We start from the raw sequence: 21,134 nt of genomic DNA, 5'->3' as shown, positions 1-21,134 counted from the left end.
TGAACGTACCGCGGGAATCCCCGCTTCACGCAGGAAAGGGCTATAGATGCGCGATATCGCCAGAGAAGTCTACGAAAAGATGAAAGTTGGCAGCAGTGCCTGGATCAAACCGATTGCCGCCAAGGGCGACACGATTCCCTCGTTCCAGGCAGTCCATGAGCAGGTTCAGCAATTGAAGGAAGAGGGCCTGATCAATATCTCCACCATCAAACGCCAGCAAGACGGCCTGATCGATTCAATCCGTATCCAGCGCCTGGCCTAGCCCGTATCGCTGTATCAGCTCTCGCCTTTGCCGGCGCTGGTCTTGGCGGCCCGCTTGGCGGGGGCGCGCCCGGCGGCGGCCTTGACATCTTTGCCAGCCTTGGCAGCCCTTGGTGCCTTGGCCTGGGCCTTGGATGCCTTGTCGTCAGCCTTGACCTCAGCCTTGACCTCAGCCTTGTCCTGTGCCCTCGGTGCGGGCGTCATTGCCGCCTTGACCATGGCCGTACCGAGCTTGGCTGCCTGCCCGGCCGAGGCCGCGGTCAGCTTGGCGGCGGCGTCCTGGGCCATGGTGCTGGCATTGGCCATGGCGTCGGACGACATGGCCGTTGACACCGCCTGCTTGAACTGATCCTGAAGCGTGTTCCACCAAGCAACAGGATTGGCCATGGCAGGCGCATCCTTGCCTGGACTTGGACTTGTACCTGTACCTGCACCTGTCCCTGCACCGGCGCCTGCCGCCGCCTCGGCAGGTGGGGCGGGCGGCGTCACCGGGGCTGCCGGCGCCGGCGGCTTGGCCGGGCTCTCGGCTGCCGGCTGGGAAAAGAAGGCAGAGGCATACGGCGCTGCCGCAAGTACGGATTTTTCATTCGCGCCGGGCTGCTTGACCGCGTTGGCCAGCGTCGCACCCATCGACTTGAGCGTGGCAATGGTGCCGCGCTGCACTTCAAGCGCCTGGATAGTTCCGCGAAGCATGGATACATTCACGTTGAGCCAGGATTCAACCGCTTTCAGGTCGGCAATTTTCTTGTCCAGTTCGTCCACGGACAGCGTTGGCGCGGCCATGCCGGGAATATTCACACCGGGAACGCTCATGCTTCCCCACAGGTTCTTGACGAAGTCCAGCGTGTCGGTCACGGCAGCGACACCGGGAATGTTGGGCATTTGCGGTTTCAGCATGTAGGTCTCCGATGAATGAAGCATCAGCGTAGCAGATATTGAAATCTTGCGGCCACGAGGCCGTAAAAAATGTGATGGGATCGGCCAGTCATGCAGCGCCGCATTGGCTGACATGTCATCGAATTGATGTGTTGGCACGTTACACTGTCAGGATGGCGCGACTTCCTTGCACGGTTCGGTGGCGGCGGGTACTGGCGGTCTGTGCGGCGTCGGTACTGCTGCACTACGCCGCGCTCCAGTGGCTGTCTCCTGGCCTGGCACTGCCGGGACAACCGGCGACTGTGGCTGCGGCTGGCCCGGTGGTGGCCATGCTGAAATTTTCCGTCCCGCCCCCCATCGCCGATGCGGGCGGCGCCAGGCCGGCATCCAAGCGGGCGCAGAAGGCACCGGTGGCCGCGCCTGGCCCGGCCAGGGCCCAACCATCGCCGCCGGCGCCAAGCGATGCGGCAGCGCGGCGCGGCTACAGGGTCAGCCTGCCGCCATCGGCCGACCTGGCATTTGCCGTCACGCGGGTCGAGGCCGGGGGCGCCCGCTGGTCTGGCGAGGGGGAAATGCGCTGGCAATGGCAGGACGACGGCTACCGCCTGCACAGCCTGGTGCAGGTGGCGCGGGAGCAGGGGTCGACTGTGGTGGAACTGAGCAGCGAAGGCACGGTGGGCGAGGGCGGGATGGCACCGCGCCGCATGGCGGAAAAGCGCCCCGGGCGGGCCTGGACGGCGACCCATTTCGACCATGGGCGGGGGCGCATCACGTTTTCCGCCTCGCAGGCGCAGGCGGCGCTGGCGGCAGGGGCGCAGGACAGCGCGAGCCTGGTGATGCAGCTGGCCGGGATCGCACGCGCCGGCAGCGCACAGCTGGAGCAGGGCGTGCGCATACTCGTTGCCACGGCCAGGGAGGCGCGCGAGTTTGATTTTGTCGTCACCGCGCAGGAAGAGATAGAGACCGAGATGGGGCGCATTGCAGCATGGCGCCTGGCGCGGCCGGTGCCGCCCGGATCGTACAATGCACTGCTGGAGTTATGGCTGGCGCCGGACCAGCACTGGTACCCGGTACAGTTGCGCAGTACCGAAGCAAATGGCACGGTCACGACGCAGACGGTGCGCCGGATCGTCATCAAGGAAAACTGAACTATGCAAAGCATCATCTTCACTCGCCTGATCGCTGCCGCCGTCCTCACTGGCAGTGCGGCGCTGGCCGTGGCCGACGAACACGCCTCCATCAAGCGCGCGTTCGAGCTGCCTCCGGCGGCCGACCTTCACTATCGCCTCGACGCGCGCCAGAAGGGCTTTTCCCTGTCCGGCGCGGCGACCGTCAACTGGCGCCATGGCGACGGCAAGTACAGCGTCACCAGCAGCGCGCGTGCCCAGTTGCTGGGCAAGATCCTCGACAGCCGCAGCGAAGGCAGCATCGATGCCTTTGGCCTGGCCCCCGCGCAGTTTCGTGAAAAGCGCTTTCGCAAGGCCGAGACCACGGCCCGCTTCGACCGTGCCGGCAAGACGCTGTCGTTCAACGATCCGGCCGAACGTTACAAGCTCACCGGCGGCGAGCAGGATCGGGCCAGCATCCAGTGGCAGCTGGCGGCAGTGGCGCGCGGGGCGCCGGAAAAATTCATCCCTGGCTCCGAGTGGAAGTTTTTTGTCGCGGGCCGGCGCGATGCCCAGGTCTGGAGCTTCAAGGTCGTCAAGCGCGAGAGCATCAAGACCGGCATGGGCACGCTGCAGGCCGTGCATGTGGTAAAGGCGCCGCCGGCCGACTCGAAAGAGCAGCGCGTCGATCTGTGGCTGGCGCCGGGACTGGAATGGTATCCGGTCAAGCTGCGCTTCTCGGACGAGGATGGCGAAATGGTGGAGCAGACGCTGGAGAAAATCGTCAGGAAGTAGGCCGCGGCAGGCCGTGCGGCCGCCATGTCGGGACATTATTGTTGGCTTTTATGCATGTGCCGGCAGCCTGTTTTCTGCTTTCCACGCGAGCTGAACTGATATACTGACGCCCCCGCGATGAGTTGAGAACGCCCGGATACACAATGATGGAATTAATGGCAGGCGCGGCTTTGGCCGCAGACCCGTTGGCACCCGGGCAGGACGAGCACGATTCGCTGCAAGCGCACTTCAACGCCGGCATTTCGGCCGACGAAATCGAGCAGGTCTTTCATCTCAAGCGCGCGCAGCCCACGCTGCAAGCCTTTACGGCCCTGTTCCATGGCGGCTCGGACGGCGTGCTGATTCGCCTCCTGGTGCTGCGCGAGCTGGCGGGCGACGCATCCACCTCCGCCTTCTCGCGCGCCGACATCAACAGCCGCCTGTCCTACCTGGTCCCGGAAAGCCTGGAAACGGTGCTGCAGCGCCTGCGCAGCCACGGCCTGCTGGCCTGGGATGCGGCGGGCGCCGTGTACCGCGTCACGCCCATGGCGCGCAATGTCCTGTCGGCGCTCGACACGCTGCTGTCGATGGGGCAGGCCGACGATGAAGCGGAAATGGGCTTCTTGCTGTCGCAGGTGGCCGGCGCCCAGGCCGTGGGTGGCGTGACGGTGGAGCAGCTCAAGCACCTGCTGGGGCGCCTGGTGGACCTGACCGAAGAATTTCGCGATGCGATCGCCTCGGGCTCGGAGTTCCGCCTGCGCACTTCCCAGGCCAAGTGGCACATGGCCTGCGACTGGGTGGAGAAGGGCTCGCTGATCCTGCGCGCCATCACCGCCGACGAGCGGGCCGATGCCGCCACCCACAAGGCGGCGCAGGCCATTGGCCGGGCCCAGAGCGCGCTGCTCAACATGCAGGGCATGTTTTCGCGCGCGCTCAACCAGATCGAGCGCCAGCGCGTTCACCTGGGCCAGTCGGGCCTGTCGACCACGGACGTCAAGCGCTGGCTGCTGGCGCACGACGACCTGGCATCGCTGGCCCAGGGTGCAATTGACCGGCCCGTGATGCCCATGTTCGTGACCCCGGCCGAAATGATCGACGTGGCCGAGACCGAACTGCTGCAGGAGCGCTTTGCCGTGCTGGCGCAGGCCGGCCTGCCGGCGGGCCAGGATGCGCCGCTCACCGTCAACGACGCGCCGGCCATCCAGGTGGAACTCGACACGTGGCTGGCGCGCCTGTCCGACTTTGCCAACCTGGGGAACTTCCCGAGCTTCTCGGAAGCTGGCCCCACTTCGGTGCCGATCCAGGATTCGCTGCTGCCGGCCAGCTTCGCCGTGGCCTCCTACCGCGCTTCCATGCTCCCGCTGCTGGGCGACGTGTCGGAGGCGAGCCTGCAGGGCGCCACCGCGCAGCTGGCGCGCCTGCCCATCAGTTTTACGGCCACCGACGCCATGGTGCAGCTGAGCGATCCGCACGTGGCTGCCATGTCGGTGGCCACACTCTCACTCGACAACCACGCAACACCTCCGGAAAGCGGACCGCTTGATGAATGACGACTCCCAAATCCTGATTGCGCGCCTGCTCACGCACCAGACCCTGCGCCGTGACGACAAACTGGTCAAGCGCGTGCTGTCCGATGAACTGTTCAGGGCAGAAGTGGACAAGCGCCTGCTTGAATCCGGCCTCAAGCTGATCGACAACGTGTACGCCGACCATGTCACGCTGGCGTTGCACCGCACGGTGGAACCGAAGATCTTCGGCGCCAGGGACATCTGGCAAAACAATAATTTCGGCCTCACGCGCGACGGCGTGGCCCTGCTGGTGGTGCTGTGGGCGCAGATCATCCTGCCCAAGCGCGAGCGCCAGGAAACGCACCAGCATGCGGACGACGACCAGAACGACCTGTTTGAAAAGGACAAGCCGATGCCGCGCGCCGAGGACACGTCGATCGGCATTTCGTACACGGCCCTGCTGTCCGACTTTGGCGACAAGCTGGGCAAGAAGACGCGCATGGACATGAACCTGGGGGCGCTGTCGCGCATGGGCTTTATCGAACGGCGCGGCGACGTGATCCTGGAAGGCCCGCTGCTCGACCTGCTGATGGATACGGACGTACTCAAGGAGCGCATCATCAACGGCGCCCTGGCCGACGTGTTCAAGCGCGCGCCGGTGGCCGTGGCCGACCCCGCCGTCATGGATGCCGCCGCCGTGGCCGACACCATGCTCGATACCTCCAGCGCCGACCCAACCAACTGAGACTAGATCATGTTCCACATTAAATCGCTTGAACTGGTCCACTGGGATTACTGGCAGCGCATCAAGAATATCCCGCTTGACGCAAAGATCATCACCATCGCCGGCCAGAATGGTTCGGGCAAGACCACGCTGCTGGACGCGCTGCGCACCCTGTTTGGGCTGGACTGCTCGATGGGCCGCACCTACAAGCACTACGCGCGCCATTCGGGTCAGCAGACGGCCTGGATCCGATCCGTGGTCGACAACAAGAACGTGGGCCGCCAGCTGTCCAACCGGCCGTTTCGCAGCTCCGGCTTTTTCAGCGATGACGAAGTGACGCTGTTTTGCCAGATCCAGAAGAACGGCGGCGACTGGAAGCGCCAGTACCTCATGCGCCCCGGGAACGTGCAGGTCGAGGAAGTGATGGACGCGACCGACTGGCTGGGGGTGGAAAACTACCGCAAGCGCCTGGCCAACGCAGGCCTGTCGCCTGCCATGGCCAAGGTGCTGGCGCTGGAGCAGGGCGAAACCGACAAGCTGTGCGAGTACGCGCCGCGCCAGCTGCTGGACCTGGTGTTCCAGGTCTTCGGCGACAAGGAAGTGCTGGACGCCTACGACGAAGCCAAGCGCCACCAGCGCGACACCGAGACGGAACTGAAGCGCTTCGAGACCGAGCTGGAAGCATCGCGCACCAACCTCGAAGGCCTGCGCCTGCGCGTGGCCAATTACCACCAGTGGGAAGACTTGCACAAGGAACGGCGCAACCTGCTGGAAGAAGTCATGCCGAGCCTGGAGTATCACGAGGCGCGCGAAAAGGCGGGTGCCGTCAGCCGCACGCTGCGTGAGCAGCGCAAACCAATGGCGCAGGCCGACTCGCAACTGGTTGAAAAGCGCAATGCGCTGGCCGCCCAGGCCAAGGCGCTGAGCGACGCCCAGCAGCAGGAGACGCTGCTGGAGCAGGAAGCCACTGCCCTGGCCAGCCGCCTGTCGCAGGTCAATACCCGCATCAAGCCGCACGAAAGCCTGCTGGAACAAAGGGAGCGATTGCAAAAGCTGGCCGCCGACGCCGGCGCCGACATTGCCGAAGTATCGCAGCAGCTCGATGACAAGGAAGCCGAGCTGGCGCGCCAGAAGCAGGCTCGCGAGGCGCTGTCGCAGCGCATTGCAGGCGAACAGGCCACCATCTCGGCCCTGCAGGGCAAGAGCGCGATGCCGGAGCCGGAAGCGGTCCGCGGCATGCGCCGTGCCCTGCGCGATGCCGGCATCGCGCACGCCATGCTGAGCGACATCGTGGAAGTGACGGACGCCAAATGGCAGGGCGCGGTGGAAGGTATCCTGGGCGGCTACGCCTCGGTGGTGCTGCTCGAACGCGCCAAGGATGCGCCGGCTGCCTACCGGCTGGCTGAGAAGGAGCGCTATCGCCACTTCATTGTCCCGGAATGCGTGGATGCGCCGCAGTCGAAAGACGGCAGCCTGCTGTCGGTGGTGCGCTTTTCCGCCGCGGCTCCCTCGTGGCTGATCGACCAGCTATCGCGCATCGACCGGGTGGACTCGGTGGAAGAAGGCATGCGCCTGTCCAGGGATGCCGAATGGATCACCCCGGACGCGTATCACCGCGAACGGCGCGGCGGCCGCTCGCTGTTCGTGGAAGCGTCGCGCTACCGCTTCGGCCAGGCCGGCCGTACCCAGCGCCTGGAGGCGCTGCAAAAGTCGCTGCCGGCACTGGAAGCGAAGGAAGATGAACTGACGCTGTCCATCAGCCGCCTGGCGGCCGAAGTGGGCGCGCTCAAGGCGCGCATTGCGGGCGTGGACGCGGCCAAGGAACTGGCAGCGCGCTCGGCGGAATTCGAGGACGCGCAGCGCAACCTGGCGCCGCTCAAGGCCGAGCGCCTGGAAGTGGGCTCGCGCCTGGGCGAGCTGCAGGGCCTGACCAAGGCCGCGACCGTGGCGCGCACCCGCGCCGACACCGTGTGGCAGAACGCGCGCCTGGCGCTGTCAGAAGCTGAAGCGGGCCTGCGCCTGGGTCACAAGCGCCAGATCGAACAGCGCGCCGAACATGCCAAGGTGCTGGTGCAATTGCGCCGCAGCTGGCGCCACCTGCCGCACAGCTGGCGCCGTCCCGCACGCCGGGCAGCGCTGGTGGCCGAGCACCAGAATACGCACCAGGTGGACCTGCGCGTGACATCGCTCCAGCACAGCCTGGCGCGCGACGACTGGGAGCTCGATGCCACCGTCATCGACCAGTACCACCGCTTGAATGAGCAGCTGCAGGGGCGCCAGTCGGAGACCGACGAGCGGCGCTACCAGAATAACCGCGCGATTGAAGCGACTGCCAATGCGCGCGGCGCCTACATCGAGCGCCTGCGCTACACCATCAAGACCTACAGCAAGAACATCAAGGAGCTTGGTGAACTGGCCGGCATTGAAGTCAATGCCGATTCGGTGCGGCTGGAGAACGACGACGTGCAGCTGGCGCAGGCTGGCCTGCACGTGCGCTTCAAGTTCGACGGCAAGGACCAGATAGGCATGAACGATGGCGAAGCCTCCGGTGGCCAGCAGGTCATGAAGTCGCTGGTGCTGCTGATTGGCTTGTTGAAGTCGGAAGATGGCTCCGGCGGCTTCGTGTTCATCGACGAGCCGTTTGCGCACCTGGACATCCGCAACATCCAGCTGGTGGGGGAGTTCCTCAAGAACACCGATGCCCAGTACCTCATGACCACGCCGCTCACGCACAACACCGACGTGTATGACCCTTCGGAACTGACGCTCATCACGAGCAAGAAGAAAAAGGACATGCAGTGGGCGCAGCCGATCTTTGTGCTGCAGCGCCGTGTGGCGCCGGCAGACAAAAGCGCAGCGTAAAAAAAGGGAGGCCGTGGCCTCCCTTTTTTCAATCGGCGTCGAGCGCCATGCGCAGCTTGCGCCGCCAGCGCAGCAGGCCCACGGAATAGGTGCCGAAGTAGCCGGCCACGAGGCCCAGGCAAGGCAGAAAGAAGGGATAGTCCGTCGCGCGCGGAGTCGGCAGGCCGCTGCCCTGGTTGGCGTAGATCTCAAAGCCGATATACAGCAGGCAGGCCACGAACAGCATGGCGATCACCATGCCAAGGCGCAGGTTGGGCGTGAAGAAATACCCGTCCGGCAGGGTTTCAAAGCGCGTCAGCTTGAGCCCCCAGACGCCATAGCCGATGCCCATGGCCACGCCCACGGCCAGCCATCCCAGCATGGCAGGCTCGCCCACGAACTGGGATGCAGGCAGCAGCGCCATGGCGATGAATACTAGCGCGCCCGTGTAATGGCGCTGCATGATCGAGCGCTGGCGGCCCATGCTGCCCTTCAAGCGCGAGTAGATGCGCCATACCAGCACGGGTGTCAATACCAGCAAGGCAATCGTCGAGATATCCATGTTTCCAGTGGCGTGGTGGGGATGCCACATTCTAGCGTAAAGCGCCATACATACGTCTTGCGCCGTGATTGACAGCGCAGGGGAGAGTGCCCAAGATGCATGCATTCAATCCTTCCGAGAACCCTTCATGCGCACACGCCTTTCGCTGCTCCCGCTTGCCCTGTCTCTGTTTGCTGCCTTCCCCCATGCCCAGGCCCAGTACCAGATGCCGCCGCCGGCCTTGCAGGCGATTGTCGATGCGCCGCGCGCGCCGACGCTGTCGGTGTCGCCGCGGCGCGACCTGGCGGTCATGATCGAGCTCCCGGCCCTGCCGAGCATTGCCGAAGTGGCGCAGCCGGAACTGAAGCTGGCCGGAATGCGCATCAACCCGCGCACGTATTCGCCCAGCCGTTTCGTGTTCGGCTCCAACATCAAGATGCTCGATATCGCGACTGCAAAGCAGACCGACGTCAAGGGCCTGCCCGCCGGCCTGCGCCTGGCCGACGCCATCTGGTCGCCCGACCAGCGCCATATCGCGTTTACCCACGTCGCCCTGGCGGACAAGGAAGGCGCTTCGAAAGTGGAGCTGTGGCTGGTGGACGTAGCGGCGCGCAGCGCGAAACGCCTGACCACGCAGCCGATGTCGTACTTAAATGGTGAAGGCTTTCGCTGGATGCCGGATTCCAAATCGCTGCTGGTGCAGATGAAGCCTGCATCGCTGGGCAAGGCGCCGCCGGCCACAGGGGTGCCGACAGGACCAAGCATCCAGGAGACCGGCAAGGGCAGCGGCACGCGCCAGCTGCGCACCTACCAGGACTTGCTGCGCAACGAGTCGGACGCCAAGCTGTTCGAGCATTACGCCACTACCCAGCTGGCGCTGGTGGACCTGGCCGGCAAGGTGCGCAACGTGGGCACGCCGGACATGTTCATGGACATGGATGTCGCTCCCGGCGGCAAACTGGTGCTGACGCGCGCCATGCAGCGGCCCTTCTCCTACATTGTCCCGGCCTGGGATTTCCCGCACCGGTTTGAAGTGCGTGACCTGAGCGGCAAGGTAGTGCACAAGCTGGCGGACAATCCGCTGGTCGAAGGTCTGCCGCCCGGTAACGACGCCGTGCCCACCGGCGTGCGATCCGTGAGCTGGCGCAGCGACGCGCCGGCCACCCTGGTTTGGGCCGAGGCACAGGATGGCGGCGACCCGGCGGCCAAGGCCGACGTGCGCGACACCGTGTTCATGCACGCGGCGCCGTTTGCCGGCAAGCCGGACACGCTGGCCAGGCTCGGTACGCGTTATCAGCGCGCCACGTGGGGAACCGGCGACACGGCCCTGATCACCGAAGGCTGGTACAAGACGCGCGCCACGAAGATGTGGCGCGTAGCGCCGGACAAGCCGGGCAGCGCGCCGGAACAGGTGTTTGCCTATTCGTCGGAAGACCGCTACAACAACCCGGGCCTGCCCGCCACCAGGCCCGATGCTGCCGGCAACCCGCGCCTGGTGCTCGGCCCTGACCAGACCGTGCTGCTGCGCGGCGCCGGCGCGTCGCCGGAAGGCGACCGTCCGTTCCTGGACCGCTATAGCCTGGTCACGAAAAAGAAGGAGCGCCTGTTCCAGAGCAGCGCGCCATACTACGAAAACCTGGTCGCGCTGCTGTCCGATGACGGCACGCGCGTGCTGACCACGCGCGAGTCACCGACCGAACGCCCCAACTACTACGTACGCGACCTGGCGAAAGCGGCTGATGCGCAGCTCATGACGCTCACCAGCTTCCCCCATCCGACCCCGCAGCTCAAGGATGTGAAGAAGGAGCAGATCCGCTACAAGCGCGCCGACGGCGTGGAGCTGACCGCCACGCTGCTGCTGCCACCGAACTACGAGCCACAGCGCGACGGTCCGCTGCCAATGCTGATGTGGGCCTACCCGCAGGAATTCAAGAGCGCCAGCGCGGCCAGCCAGACCACCGGTTCGCCCTACCGCTTCAATGCGATCAGTTTCCAGGGACCGGCGCCGATGCTGGCGATGGGCTACGCAGTGCTGGACAACCTGTCGATGCCGATCGTGGGTGCAGGGGACGCGGAGCCGAACGACACCTACCTGCCGCAGCTCGTCTCCAGTGCCCAGGCGGCGGTCGATGAAGTGGTGCGCCGCGGCGTGGCGGACCGCGACCGCATTGCCGTGGGTGGCCACTCGTACGGCGCCTTCATGACCGGCAACCTGCTGGCGCATTCGCGCCTGTTCAAGGCCGGCGTGGCGCGCAGCGGCGCCTACAACCGCACCCTGACGCCGTTCGGATTCCAGTCCGAAGACCGCCAGTACTGGAAGGCGCCCAATGTGTACCAGACCATGTCGCCCTTTAACAGCGCCGACAAGATCAAGGATGCGCTGCTGCTGATCCACGGCGAACAGGACAATAATTCCGGTACCTTCCCGATGCAGAGCGAGCGCATGTTCCAGGCCGTGAAAGGCCTGGGCGGGACTGCGCGCCTGGTGATGCTGCCCAATGAAAGCCACGGCTACCGGGCGCGCGAATCGATCATGCACATGCTGTACGAAACCAACGCCTGGCTCGACAAGTACGTCAAGAACGCCAGGCCGTAACCCTGCAGTCACCGAGCCGGTTCGCCCTGTACCGGGCGAACCCGGAACGTCACTCATGGTAATGTCGTCACTTCTTAAACAGGAGTGCACAGACCATGAATCCCGTTCCTTACCACCTGCACCGCGCGCCTGATCCGGTGCCAGTCGAAGACAATCCGCAGCCCGAGCCGTTCGACAATCCCCATCCGCACCATCCGCCGGTCCAGCTTCCCAACGATGACGAGCCGGTACCGGACCACAAGCCCTACCTGCACTGATGCGGCGCCTGGGCTGCAGCGACCAGCCTGCGCCGCTAGTCGTAGGCCCAGGTGTACAGAATGTCGAGCGCGGTATTGGTGCCGGTCTGGAACTGCAATGTAATCTTGGGCGTGAGCTTGTAGCGCAGCTTGACCAGGCTCGATGCCGAGGTCGCGCCTTGTTCAAAGCTCAGGTAGGCGCGCGAGGACAGGCGCTTGCCGACCGTGACCACGGTACTTTCCAGGCCATCTGCCGATGACAGTCCAAGTTCATCGACCCCGAGCGAATTGGCCAGGCGCGACTGGAAGCCGCCGCCTTTCCCGCCCAGCAGCGCGCCCGCCGCTGCGGTCAGCACGCTTTTCTCATTGCCCGAAATGCCTTCCATGCCATGGCCCAGCACCAGCCATGACAGTTTTTCGCTGTCCGAGACATTTGGCGTGGAGACCAGCTTGGCCACCGGCGACAGGGCCGTGCCGTGCACTTCCACGCCGGCCTGCACATTGGTCTCGGACAGCGGCTCGCTGTCGGGACGGCGGCGCACGGCCAGGATGTTCAGGGCCGGGTTGTCGACCCGGCCGCTGAAGGTCAGCACGCCGCGTTCGATGGTCAGGTTCTGGCCGTACGCCTTGTAGGTGCCGCTGACCACGCGGATGGTGCCGTTGGCGCGTGGCGCCTCCGCCGTGCCGCGCAGGTGGACCTGGCCCGTCAGCTCGGCGTTGATGCCCATGCCGCGCAGGCGGAAGTAGTCGCCCAGGTCAAGCTGCATGTCCAGTGCCAGGGGCATGGTCTCGATGGCCGGGGTCTGGTCCACCTTGGTGGCCTTGGCCGTGCGGCCGAGGACAATCACGTCGTCTGACAGGGTCGGGCGGTCCTGTGGCGCCAGTTCGATCAGCGCGCGGTCGGCGCGGAACTTGCCTTCCAGCGAAAAGCGCTGCGCGTTTCGCAGCAGCGTGCTCTGGCCGGTGATGACCAGGGTGCGGTCAGGGCGCGACAGGATTTCCAGCTTGTCGGCCACCAGCTTGAGCTGCATGGTCGCTTCGCCACCGGAGAAACGCACATTGCCGTCGGCCGTCGCGGTGCCCTGCACACCGTCGAACGCGAGCCGCTGCAGCAGCAGCTGGTCGCCCGCCAGCTGGGCGCGCAGCTGGCCGTTGCGCAGCTTGACGCCCTGTTCGGCCCAGCGTACCGCCAGGTTGTCGCCATTGATGGTGCCATTCAAGGTCGGATTGCCAATGGTGCCGCCGCCGGTCAGGGCCATTTTCAGGCTGCCGCCAAGCTCCAGTCCCGGCTGGCCCGCAAGAGGCGCCATCCATGCCACCGAGGTCATGTCGGCATTGACCGTCATGCGCATCGGGCTGGCGTTGTTGAGGCGGCCCCGCACCAGGGTGGTGGTGGCGTCAACCGTGGCCTGGCCAGCCTTGGCCCCGTCAAAGCGCAACTGGGTGCGCAGCGCGCCACCGACGACGTCGGCGCGCAGATCGAGCGTGCGCAGGTCAAGCACCACCGGTACTTCGTTGCCGACGATGAGGTCACCCTTTTCGCGGAACACGTGGAACGATCCGCTCAGGGCCGGCGCCGCGCCCTTGGCCACCGGGGCGCGCATGTCGAATGCCCAGTCGGCCCCGATGGTCAGGTCGCCGGTCAGATTCTCGCGCATGGCCGGCGAAAACTGGGCCAGATAATTGAGCGGCACGCCGGAGGCTGAGCCCTTGCTGGTCCAGCGGCCTGCCGATTTTTCGAGCGATGCAAGATTGATCGATCCGGCCGGCAGGGCGATGACGGCATTGCCCACCGAAAGGGAGGCGGGCGACATCAGGCCCATGAGGCCGGACCCCGGCGCGCCGGCAATGCGCACCGGCACCGGTGAGCGCAGGGTAAAGGCATAGCGCCCCTTGTTCTGGAGCGCGGCGATAGTGCCCTTCCAGACATTGCCGTTCAAGCCGCCGCGCACTTCACCACTGGCTTCGCCGGCAGCGTTGCGACCCGAGAAGCTGATGGTGTGGGCGCCGCGGGTGCCGCTGCTTTGCAGGCGCGCCGCGTCGATGCGGCGCTCGCCCATGGCGTAGTCGGTGATGACGATATCAGTTACCAGGGGATCGGCCGCGCCACGGCCGGAGCCCACGTTGGCGCTGGCCTTGATCGAACCGATGCTGTGCTGGCCGAAGAATTTCAGGTTCTGGCCGTCGAGGGTGGCATTGACGGACGGCGCATCCATGCTGCCCGACAGCGTGCCCGCGCCGCGCATGGCGCCGCCGAAGCCGGGCCCCAGGGCAGAAAGCTGCGGCGCGTCGATGCGGAAGGTGAGCGCGTCGCCCGGGGCGCCGAAACTGCCCTTGGCAACGGCGCTGTTCACGCCCAGCCGCAGGTCGATATCGGCATTGGTCACGTGGCGGCTGTTGGCGGTGAGCCTGGCGTGACCGTCCAGGGGCGCGGTGCCCAGCGTGGACGGCTGCAGCGCCACATTGAGGTTGCCGCGCCAGTCCTTGGCCAGCGTACCGGCGCCGCTGAAGGTGGCGTTGATACTGCCGGGCAGGAAGGCGCCAAAGGCGGCCGGGTTGAAGCGGTTGGCAGCGCCCGTGGCCTTCACCTCCACGCTGCGGCTGCCATCCTTGGCCGGCGCGGTCAGCCAGGCGTCGCCGCTGGCGCGCAGGGTGCCGGCGCTGGCCGCTTTGGCCAGGGGCGCCCAGCCCAGGCCACTGGCATCGACTTCAAACGAGGTGCGCGGCATGGCCATGGTGCCGGTGACGGCCCCCTTGGCCACCAGGGTGCCGTACATATTGTCGCGCAGGGCGCCGAGCTGGCGGCCTTCCACGCGCCACAGCAGCTTCTCGCCGGGCAGGCCAAAGGCGCCGCGGATGTCGGCGCTGTTGTTCCCCAGCGCCAGGGTGGCCTGCACATTGTCGATATGCTGGGCATTGGCGTTGAACTTGCCCTTGCCGGACAAGGCCTGGCCGAACAGGCGGCTCGGGCGCAGCGCGAAGTCGGCGGCCAGGCGCCATTCCGGCGCCAGGAAGCCATTGGCGTTGACCACCGCGTTGATGTCGGCGGCGGGATAGTCGCCAAAGTTGGCCGGGTTGAAATTGTCTGCGCTGGCCGTGACCTTGAATTCGCGCTGGTCCGCCAGGCTGGCGTTGCCGGCGAGGGACACAGTGCTGCTGCCGGCAGTGACGGTGGCGTTGGCAATTTTGAGGATGTTGTCGGCCAGGGTCGCTTCTGCCACCAGGCGCATGCCGTCTTCCACCAGTTTGGCGCTGAAGGTCTGGGTTTCGTTGACACTGGTCAGACTGAGGTCGCCGGCGATGGCAGTGGCCTTCATGCGGCTGTGCAGCTGCTTGAGGTTGAGGCGGTCGGTATGCAGCGCGAACCTGGCGGTGGGCGGCGATTTGTCGTCCGGCGTCGGGACGATGTTGCCGCCGCCCGTGAATTTGCCCGCCTCGCCAAAGTCGATCACGGCGCCGTCGATCTTGAGCGCCGACAGGTCGCCCGACAAGTCGCCGCGCATGGCGCGCAGTGGCAGGAGATCCTTGTCGATGGTGCCCACCGGCCCCTGGTTGACGATATTCACGCTGCCCTTGACGTTGCGCTTGTCATCGACGCGCGCGGCGATGTTGACGGTCAGGTCGGCGGTAGGCAGGTTGGGGTTGAAAAATCCCGGGTCCAGGTTCTGGCCATTGATGGCCATGGCGCGCAGTGGAATGTCGCTGTAGGGCGACAGTGTCAGGCGCGCGTCGCCGGTGGCGCGGCCGGAGCGGCCCGACGCCACCACCTGGGTCGTTTCCAGGTCGCCCGTCACCTGCATGTTAACCTGGGCTGCATCCTGTCCCTTGGGCACGAGCTGGGTCAGGCTGGCCTTGGCATCGAGCTTGAACGGGCGCTGCGCCCCGATGGAACCTTCGGCCTTGGCGTAGCCCCACGGCGTGATGGCACTGCCGTTTTCCAGCGTCCATTTCTGCTTGCCGCCGGAGAGATTGAAGCGCACGTCCGCGATCACGGTGGACGCGCCCTGGTTGGTCGTGGTGACCTTGTTGATGCGCGCGTCGTTCAAATCGAGCTTGAATGGCGCTTCGAGCGACACCGGCATGGTCGCCTTTTCGCTCTCCTTGAGCGTGTCCAGGCGCAGGCTCATGACATGCAGCTTGTTCACTGCAATGCCCTTGCTGAAGTACTGCAAGGGCGACCAGTCGATATCGAGGTTTTCTGCCGTGATCAGCTGCGTGGGGCTCTTGAAGACCACCTTGTCCATGTGCATGGCGCCGTACAGCGACCCGCTCACGCCGGTGACGGTCACCGAGCCGCCGCTGGCATCGGCCACGCGCTGCACCAGCATCTGCAAGGTCGACTCGCGTCCCAGGTACCAGTAGCCGGCGGCGGCCAGGGCGCCGGTGATGGCAAGGCCAATGGCGAGCCGGCGCGGCCAGCGGCGCTGGTGCGGCGCGCCTTCCGGCGCCTGGTCGGGGGTATCAGCAGTGGTGGCGTCGTTCATCAGAATGTAAATCCAAGCGAGAAGTGCAGTCGTGCCTTTTTGACCGCCTGGCCATAGGCGATGTCGACATTGATGGGACCCACGGGGCTGCGCCAGCGCGCGCCCACACCAAAACCCGATTCCGGCTTGAGGTCCTTGATGCGGTCAGCCGCGTTGCCGGCATCGTAGAACACGGCGATGCCCCAGGGCGGCTTGAACCAGTACTGGTACTCGACACTGCCGGTGAGCAGATAGCGCCCGCCGACAATGGCGTCGCCTTCGCGCACGCCCAGTTCCTGGTAGCCGTAGCCGCGCACCGACTGGTCGCCGCCGGCCCGAAACAGGAAGGTGGCGGGCACGCCCACCTTGGAGCGCGAACCGAGTGCGCCGGCTTCGGCGCGCAGCACCAGCGTGCCGGAAGCGCCGATGGGCCGGTAGTTGATGTAGCGCGTGCTCAGGCGGATGAAGCGTTCGTCGGTGAGCAGCGGCAGGACAGCGGCGGCCAGCTGCGCATTGAGGGCGTATCCCTTGGTCGGCAGCAGCAGGTCGTCGAGCTCGCGCTTGGTGAAGTTGTAGGTAAAGGGCAGCGACTGGCTGCGCACCGCTTCTGCGTCGCCCACCTTGCGCTGCTCGTACAGGTACTCGAGCGAGATGCTGCGTTCGTGCAGGGGATCGCCCCAGGCCCGGCGCGCGGCTACGGTGGACACGGCCCGCACTTCGCCTTCAATGTCGTTGCGCTCGAAAGCGGCGCCGAAACTGTCGTTGTAGCCCTTGGGCTTGGTGGGGAAGAAGAAGTCGGCGCGTGCACTCTGGCGCTTGGTCTCGGCCAGGATATTGCTCTTCATGCGCAGGCCATAGATGGACAGGTCGTCGTAGGCCACCTGGGCACGGGCACCGGTGTTGGAGGAGACACCGACACCGACCGACAGGTTCTTCTGCTTGTTTTCCGTCACCCGCACCAACAGCGGCATGGTCACCAGCGGCTCGGGCGGCGGCGTGGGCGTGGCCTTTTGCTCCTCGGTCATCGATTCGATGTCTTCGTTGAGGGCGCGCGTATTGTCGGTGCTGACCTGGACGCTGGAAAAGTAGCCCGTATCCTGCAGCCTGGCCTGGAAAGCCTGCATGGCCGCTTCATCGTACACATCGCCCGGCTCGATCGGATTGAGATTGTTGATGATGGAGGGCGAGTAGCGCTGGAGCCCTTCGATGCGCAACTGGCCAATGCGCACTTCCGGGCCGCTGTCGAGCACTACCCGCAGCAGCGCGCGGTTGACTTCGGGATCAACGATGGCCGTGGACTCGGTGATCTGCGCGCGCGGGTAGCGCCTGGCAATGGCCCTGCGCACCAGGTTGCGCTTGGCGGCCTCCCAGTCGGCCTGGCGGAAGCGTTCGCCCACGGGCAGGTCCCAGCTCTCGCGCAGCTCGGACTTGTCGTAAGATCCGGCATCTTCGCCGCTGACCGGAAAACCGTCGAGCACGATCTCGACATCGCCCACGGTCACCGGGACGCCCGGGTCGACAATAATGCGCGCCACCGGTGTGGCCCCGCTGGTATCGAGGCCGGCTGAAATCTTCGGGTTGTAATAGCCTTCGGTGGCAATGAGGGTGCGGGCCTGCTCGGGCGCGGCCTTGACCAGGCGCTGGAGCTGGTCGATATCGAGGCGCGCGTTGCCGCGCCAGCGCACCAGGTCCAGGTTTTCGTCGAGCAGTTCGCGCATGGCGCGTGGCGCCTCGATGTCGACCGTGTACTTGACCCCCTGGGCCAGCGCGGCGGCCCCGACCAGCAAGCTGAACACGGCCGTGGCAATGTGTGCCAGAATTCGTGCTCGCCGCGGCCCCGGGACGATGGTAAGGTCTAGTCTTGCGGGCAACATGTGACTCCATTCGGGAAGGTGCTTGGGTTATCTTACCGGAATGCCCAAAATGATGACGGACGCCTAACATTAATTGAATTCCATGCCACTTCACTCTGCCGATAGCGCCCTGGTCCTGTTCAGCGGAGGCCAGGACTCCACCACCTGCCTCGCGTGGGCGCTCGAACGATATGGCCGCGTGGAAACGGTCGGCTTCGACTATGGCCAGCGCCATGCAATCGAACTGACGGTGCGCCCGGCCGTGCTGGACGGCATGCGCGCCCTGAGGCCGGCCTGGCGCGCGCGCCTCGGTGACGATCACCTGCTTGACCTGTCGCTGATCGGCAAAATTTCCGATACGGCGCTCACCAGCGATGTCGCCATTGCCATGCAGGACAATGGTTTGCCGAATACCTTTGTCCCCGGTCGCAATCTGCTGTTCATGACGGTGGCGGCCACGCTCGCGTACCGGCGCGGGCTCAATGTGCTGGTGGGCGGCATGTGCGAAACGGATTTTTCCGGCTATCCGGACTGCCGCGACGACACCATGAAGGCGCTGCAGGTGGCGCTCAACCTGGGCATGGCCACGCGCCTGAAGCTTGAAACGCCGCTCATGTGGATCGACAAGAAGCAAACCTGGGAACTGGCCGAGGCGGCCGGAGGCCAGGCGCTGGTGGACCTGATCCGGCGCGACACCCACACCTGCTACCTGGGCCAGCGCGGAGAGCTGCATGACTGGGGCTATGGCTGCGGCAGCTGCCCGGCGTGCGAACTGCGCGCGCGTGGCTACCGGCAGTACGCCGCCGCGCGAATGGCGCTGTCAAGCTAGCTGCGCGTGCTGTTGTTTTCGGATCAGGCGGCAGCGCTTGCGCCGGTGCGTGGGCATCAATGACCTTCCGCTGGCGCGTCCGCGCGCCTATACTGGGCGCACCGTAACTGGCCTTTGGGCCCCGCTTTTTTCCGGACCTTCCCATGCGCCTCGCCCTCCTGACCGACCTGCACGCCAACCGCGAGGCCACCAGCGCCTGCCTGGCACACGCCGAACAGCAAAAGGCCGACATGTACGCGTTTACGGGCGACTTTGTCGGCTACGGGCCGGATCCGGCCTGGGTGGTTGATACGGTGGCGGAATATGTGTCGCGCGGGGCCATTGCGGTGCAGGGCAATCACGACCTGGCGGCCACGCGCGAAGCAAAATCGAGCATGCATGCCGAGGCGCGCGAAGTGATCGCATGGACGCGCGGCCAGCTCTCGCCGGCCCAGGTGCGCTTCCTGGCCGAACTGCCCCTGGTGCGCGAGAAGGATGCGCTGCTGTTTGTCCATGCCAGTGCCCACAATCCGGCCAAGTGGGAATATGTGACCGGGGTGGAGGAGGCCGAGCGCAGCCTGGCCGCCACGGAAAGCCGGGTGGTGTTTTCAGGCCATGTGCATGCGCCGGCCCTGTACCGGCGCGCCAGCGATGGCCGCATGGGCGCGGCGCGGCCGGAGCCGGGAAAGCCGATCAGTCTGAATCGGCTGCACCAGTACCTGGTGATCCCGGGGTCGGTGGGGCAGCCGCGCGACGCCAATAACGCCGCCTGCTATGCGCTGTATGACGATGTCACGCGCGAAGTGAGTTTCTTCCGGGTGCCCTACGATTTTGGGGCGGCGGCGCGCAAGGTGATTGCGGCCGGCTTGCCGATCGTGTTCGCGATGCGGCTGGTCGAGGGAATCTGATCCGGCCCGGCGCTCCTTGCAGGGCGCCGGGCCGCTGGCCTTACAATGGCGCTGCTTCAGCGGTGCTGTGGCGCTGACGGCGGTCGCGCATCATCAGGTACCAGATGAGGGCCACCGGAATGAGCACCGGCAGCATGACCGGCACCAGTGCCAGGGCGCCGAGCAGGGCCGCCAGTACCAGGGCGCCGCACACCACCACGCCCACGCCGGCAAACACCACCGCCAGGACCACGGCCACCACGGCCACCACCACGATGCCGATGATGAGGCCACCGCCAGCGAGGGCCGCTGCCATCAGCGCGCCCAGCGGGCCGTCAAAATCGGCGTCGTCCAGGTTGACCGACATGTGGAAGGGATCGACGGCCGCATCCCACAGCAGCATGGCAAGAATGAACAGGATAATGAAAGGAAGGAGCTTTCTCATGGCAGGCCTCGCTGTAAGTAAGGGTTGGTAAGGGTTGGTAAGGCTTGTTGTCGGGTATGGAAGTACTGTAGCGGCGGGCGAAACGCGATGCGCGCCGATTGCGACAGGCTGCATGTTTGATGGGGTGAAATGGCTGCCGGGGCGATGAAATGGCAAGGCCGCCGGCGGTGGGCGGCATGCATATTTTTTGCCTTGAAATACGATTTATATTGCCTATACTGAATCCCTGCTTACCGGAGGGGGATTTCAACATGCAATTTGTTTATTATCCAGTCGACCACCTGGCATATTCGGCTTTCGGCGATATTGCGCGCCATTTGCGCAAGCTTTTGGGAGGGGGCGGGCCCAAGGGGCCGCCATCGGCGCCACCGGCGATTCCCCCGATCATCATTCACAAATACAGCTATGACGCGCCGGCACCGGCCATCGACCCGCGCACCGATCCCGTGGGCCCGCCCCTGCTGCCGCCCGGGGCGCCGGCCTGGCGGCTCACGCCTGCCAGTGTTCAATAAACCCAGGCCCGCCATGCGGGCTTTTTCTTGCCGCCAGCACTGGCGGGATGCTTGAAATTTTCTTTCTACGCAGTGCCTTCAATGAAATATTTGTTCATTACGGGGCGGCGTTGCCGGCAGCGCCTGGCATGACCCGGGTGGGCAAATTGGTCTATCATGTAGCCCCACCCAGCTCTTACCATTGCCATGACCGACCTTGCATCCGAGAACCCCGACAACCACCCCGACAGCGAAGAGGAGGGCGCCCTGGTGCAGGAAGCGCGCCTGTGGCAGGGCAATGGCTGGACCGCCAAGGTCATCAAGAACGAAGAAGATGAAGGCTGGGCCGTGGCCATGATCCGCGACGGCGAACCTGAGCCGGCCCTCGTTGGTCCGTGGACCATGGGCCGCGACAAGAAAAATCCCAAGCCGCTGGACGTCAATGCCTTCCACACCCTGGTCAAGACGGCGTCGGAAGTGATCCGGCGCCACGAGCAGCAACTGCAAGCCATTCTCCACAAGAAGCTGTGGGTCATGGTGGACGATGTGGAATACAAGGTGACGATGGAAATCGTGCCCGATGAAGAGCATCCGTTTGCCAAGCTGGCCGCCTTCAATCCCGATGGCGACCTGGTGGGCAGCGTGCGCACCAGCGCCGGCTTCAAGCTCACCGGCACCAGCGCCGCCAAATGGATTGAAAGCGGCTTTCGCGATCCCGCCTGAC

At 65.4% G+C, this 21,134-nt stretch carries 17 protein-coding genes; 12 read left to right on the top strand and 5 right to left on the bottom strand.

All coding sequences use genetic code 11. The annotated features are described in order from the left end of the window. The first annotated feature begins 46 nt into the window (after positions 1-46). Entirely contained in the window at positions 47-262 is a 216-nt protein-coding gene (locus tag KY495_RS05765) for a hypothetical protein (RefSeq protein WP_219882769.1), read from the top strand. 14 nt (positions 263-276) lie between these two features. Here the strand turns inward: KY495_RS05765 and KY495_RS05760 are convergent, their stop codons facing one another. Beyond that, positions 277-1,158: a PhaM family polyhydroxyalkanoate granule multifunctional regulatory protein gene (locus tag KY495_RS05760; protein WP_219882768.1), complete on the bottom strand. Its 882-nt coding sequence runs from the start codon at positions 1,156-1,158 to the stop codon at positions 277-279. Positions 1,159-1,466: 308 nt separating this feature from the next. Between KY495_RS05760 and KY495_RS05755 the strand changes: the two genes are divergently transcribed. The 5 genes from KY495_RS05755 to KY495_RS05735 all read left to right on the top strand — a co-directional run bounded on the left by KY495_RS05755 (position 1,467) and on the right by KY495_RS05735 (position 8,111). Next, a complete protein-coding gene (locus tag KY495_RS05755) occupies positions 1,467-2,285 on the top strand; it encodes a DUF3108 domain-containing protein (protein ID WP_219882767.1) in 819 nt (272 codons plus the stop codon). 3 nt (positions 2,286-2,288) lie between these two features. Then, on the top strand, positions 2,289-3,038 hold the full coding sequence (locus tag KY495_RS05750) for a DUF3108 domain-containing protein (protein WP_219882766.1): 750 nt from the start codon (positions 2,289-2,291) through the stop codon (positions 3,036-3,038). A 143-nt stretch (positions 3,039-3,181) separates the two neighbouring features. Then, on the top strand, positions 3,182-4,567 hold the full coding sequence (locus KY495_RS05745) for a hypothetical protein (protein WP_219882765.1): 1,386 nt from the start codon (positions 3,182-3,184) through the stop codon (positions 4,565-4,567). Next, positions 4,560-5,270: a hypothetical protein gene (locus KY495_RS05740; protein ID WP_229518510.1), complete on the top strand. Its 711-nt coding sequence runs from the start codon at positions 4,560-4,562 to the stop codon at positions 5,268-5,270. Before KY495_RS05745 ends, KY495_RS05740 begins: the two co-directional genes overlap by 8 nt. A 9-nt stretch (positions 5,271-5,279) precedes the next feature. Further along, complete coding sequence (locus KY495_RS05735) at positions 5,280-8,111, top strand: AAA family ATPase (RefSeq protein WP_219882764.1); 2,832 nt, start codon at positions 5,280-5,282, stop codon at positions 8,109-8,111. A 28-nt stretch (positions 8,112-8,139) separates the two neighbouring features. Here KY495_RS05735 and KY495_RS05730 read toward each other — a convergent pair whose 3' ends face one another. Further along, positions 8,140-8,652, bottom strand: a complete 513-nt coding sequence (locus tag KY495_RS05730; protein ID WP_219882763.1) for a hypothetical protein — start codon at positions 8,650-8,652, stop codon at positions 8,140-8,142. A gap of 127 nt (positions 8,653-8,779) precedes the next feature. Here KY495_RS05730 and KY495_RS05725 point away from each other — a divergent pair, with 127 nt between their 5' ends. Both KY495_RS05725 and KY495_RS05720 read left to right on the top strand, forming a co-directional pair. After that, entirely contained in the window at positions 8,780-11,227 is a 2,448-nt protein-coding gene (locus KY495_RS05725; protein ID WP_219882762.1) for a prolyl oligopeptidase family serine peptidase, read from the top strand. Between the two features lie 95 nt (positions 11,228-11,322). Further along, a complete protein-coding gene (locus tag KY495_RS05720) occupies positions 11,323-11,484 on the top strand; it encodes a hypothetical protein (RefSeq protein WP_219882761.1) in 162 nt (53 codons plus the stop codon). A gap of 35 nt (positions 11,485-11,519) precedes the next feature. Here the strand turns inward: KY495_RS05720 and KY495_RS05715 are convergent, their stop codons facing one another. Continuing rightward, positions 11,520-15,947, bottom strand: coding sequence for a translocation/assembly module TamB domain-containing protein (locus tag KY495_RS05715; protein WP_219882760.1), 4,428 nt, complete (start codon positions 15,945-15,947; stop codon positions 11,520-11,522). Further along, on the bottom strand, positions 15,947-17,722 hold the full coding sequence (locus KY495_RS05710; RefSeq protein ID WP_229518509.1) for an autotransporter assembly complex family protein: 1,776 nt from the start codon (positions 17,720-17,722) through the stop codon (positions 15,947-15,949). The genes KY495_RS05715 and KY495_RS05710 overlap by 1 nt, the downstream gene beginning before the upstream one ends. A gap of 160 nt (positions 17,723-17,882) precedes the next feature. Between KY495_RS05710 and queC the strand changes: the two genes are divergently transcribed. Beyond that, positions 17,883-18,608 (top strand): 7-cyano-7-deazaguanine synthase QueC, encoded by a 726-nt coding sequence (queC, locus tag KY495_RS05705; protein ID WP_219882758.1) that lies wholly within the window; start codon positions 17,883-17,885, stop codon positions 18,606-18,608. A gap of 143 nt (positions 18,609-18,751) precedes the next feature. Next, positions 18,752-19,495 (top strand): metallophosphoesterase, encoded by a 744-nt coding sequence (locus KY495_RS05700; protein WP_219882757.1) that lies wholly within the window; start codon positions 18,752-18,754, stop codon positions 19,493-19,495. 40 nt (positions 19,496-19,535) lie between these two features. Here KY495_RS05700 and KY495_RS05695 read toward each other — a convergent pair whose 3' ends face one another. Further along, a complete protein-coding gene (locus tag KY495_RS05695; protein WP_219882756.1) occupies positions 19,536-19,919 on the bottom strand; it encodes a hypothetical protein in 384 nt (127 codons plus the stop codon). A 251-nt stretch (positions 19,920-20,170) separates the two neighbouring features. Between KY495_RS05695 and KY495_RS05690 the strand changes: the two genes are divergently transcribed. Together KY495_RS05690 and KY495_RS05685 are read left to right on the top strand one after the other, a co-directional pair. Then, positions 20,171-20,431 (top strand): hypothetical protein, encoded by a 261-nt coding sequence (locus KY495_RS05690; protein ID WP_219882755.1) that lies wholly within the window; start codon positions 20,171-20,173, stop codon positions 20,429-20,431. A 186-nt stretch (positions 20,432-20,617) separates the two neighbouring features. After that, positions 20,618-21,133 carry a hypothetical protein gene (locus KY495_RS05685; RefSeq protein ID WP_219882754.1) on the top strand — a complete coding sequence of 172 codons (516 nt, stop codon included), beginning with the start codon at positions 20,618-20,620 and terminating at the stop codon, positions 21,131-21,133. Position 21,134 lies beyond the last annotated feature (1 nt).

The organism is Massilia sp. PAMC28688 (genome assembly GCF_019443445.1).
In the GTDB taxonomy this organism is placed as follows: Bacteria; Pseudomonadota; Gammaproteobacteria; order Burkholderiales; family Burkholderiaceae_D; genus Telluria_A.
This window is presented reverse-complemented; position numbering and strand designations above follow the sequence as displayed.

What these genes read in the sequence shown, in the direction of transcription:
- KY495_RS05765 (WP_219882769.1), top strand. Translation starts at nt 47, where the DNA reads ATGCGCGATATCGCCAGAGAAGTCTACGAAAAGATGAAAGTTGGCAGC.
- KY495_RS05760 (WP_219882768.1), bottom strand. Translation starts at nt 1,158, where the DNA reads ATGCTGAAACCGCAAATGCCCAACATTCCCGGTGTCGCTGCCGTGACC.
- KY495_RS05755 (WP_219882767.1), top strand. Translation starts at nt 1,467, where the DNA reads ATGCTGAAATTTTCCGTCCCGCCCCCCATCGCCGATGCGGGCGGCGCC.
- KY495_RS05750 (WP_219882766.1), top strand. Translation starts at nt 2,289, where the DNA reads ATGCAAAGCATCATCTTCACTCGCCTGATCGCTGCCGCCGTCCTCACT.
- KY495_RS05745 (WP_219882765.1), top strand. Translation starts at nt 3,182, where the DNA reads ATGATGGAATTAATGGCAGGCGCGGCTTTGGCCGCAGACCCGTTGGCA.
- KY495_RS05740 (WP_229518510.1), top strand. Translation starts at nt 4,560, where the DNA reads ATGAATGACGACTCCCAAATCCTGATTGCGCGCCTGCTCACGCACCAG.
- KY495_RS05735 (WP_219882764.1), top strand. Translation starts at nt 5,280, where the DNA reads ATGTTCCACATTAAATCGCTTGAACTGGTCCACTGGGATTACTGGCAG.
- KY495_RS05730 (WP_219882763.1), bottom strand. Translation starts at nt 8,652, where the DNA reads ATGGATATCTCGACGATTGCCTTGCTGGTATTGACACCCGTGCTGGTA.
- KY495_RS05725 (WP_219882762.1), top strand. Translation starts at nt 8,780, where the DNA reads ATGCGCACACGCCTTTCGCTGCTCCCGCTTGCCCTGTCTCTGTTTGCT.
- KY495_RS05720 (WP_219882761.1), top strand. Translation starts at nt 11,323, where the DNA reads ATGAATCCCGTTCCTTACCACCTGCACCGCGCGCCTGATCCGGTGCCA.
- KY495_RS05715 (WP_219882760.1), bottom strand. Translation starts at nt 15,947, where the DNA reads ATGAACGACGCCACCACTGCTGATACCCCCGACCAGGCGCCGGAAGGC.
- queC (WP_219882758.1), top strand. Translation starts at nt 17,883, where the DNA reads ATGCCACTTCACTCTGCCGATAGCGCCCTGGTCCTGTTCAGCGGAGGC.
- KY495_RS05700 (WP_219882757.1), top strand. Translation starts at nt 18,752, where the DNA reads ATGCGCCTCGCCCTCCTGACCGACCTGCACGCCAACCGCGAGGCCACC.
- KY495_RS05695 (WP_219882756.1), bottom strand. Translation starts at nt 19,919, where the DNA reads ATGAGAAAGCTCCTTCCTTTCATTATCCTGTTCATTCTTGCCATGCTG.
- KY495_RS05690 (WP_219882755.1), top strand. Translation starts at nt 20,171, where the DNA reads ATGCAATTTGTTTATTATCCAGTCGACCACCTGGCATATTCGGCTTTC.
- KY495_RS05685 (WP_219882754.1), top strand. Translation starts at nt 20,618, where the DNA reads ATGACCGACCTTGCATCCGAGAACCCCGACAACCACCCCGACAGCGAA.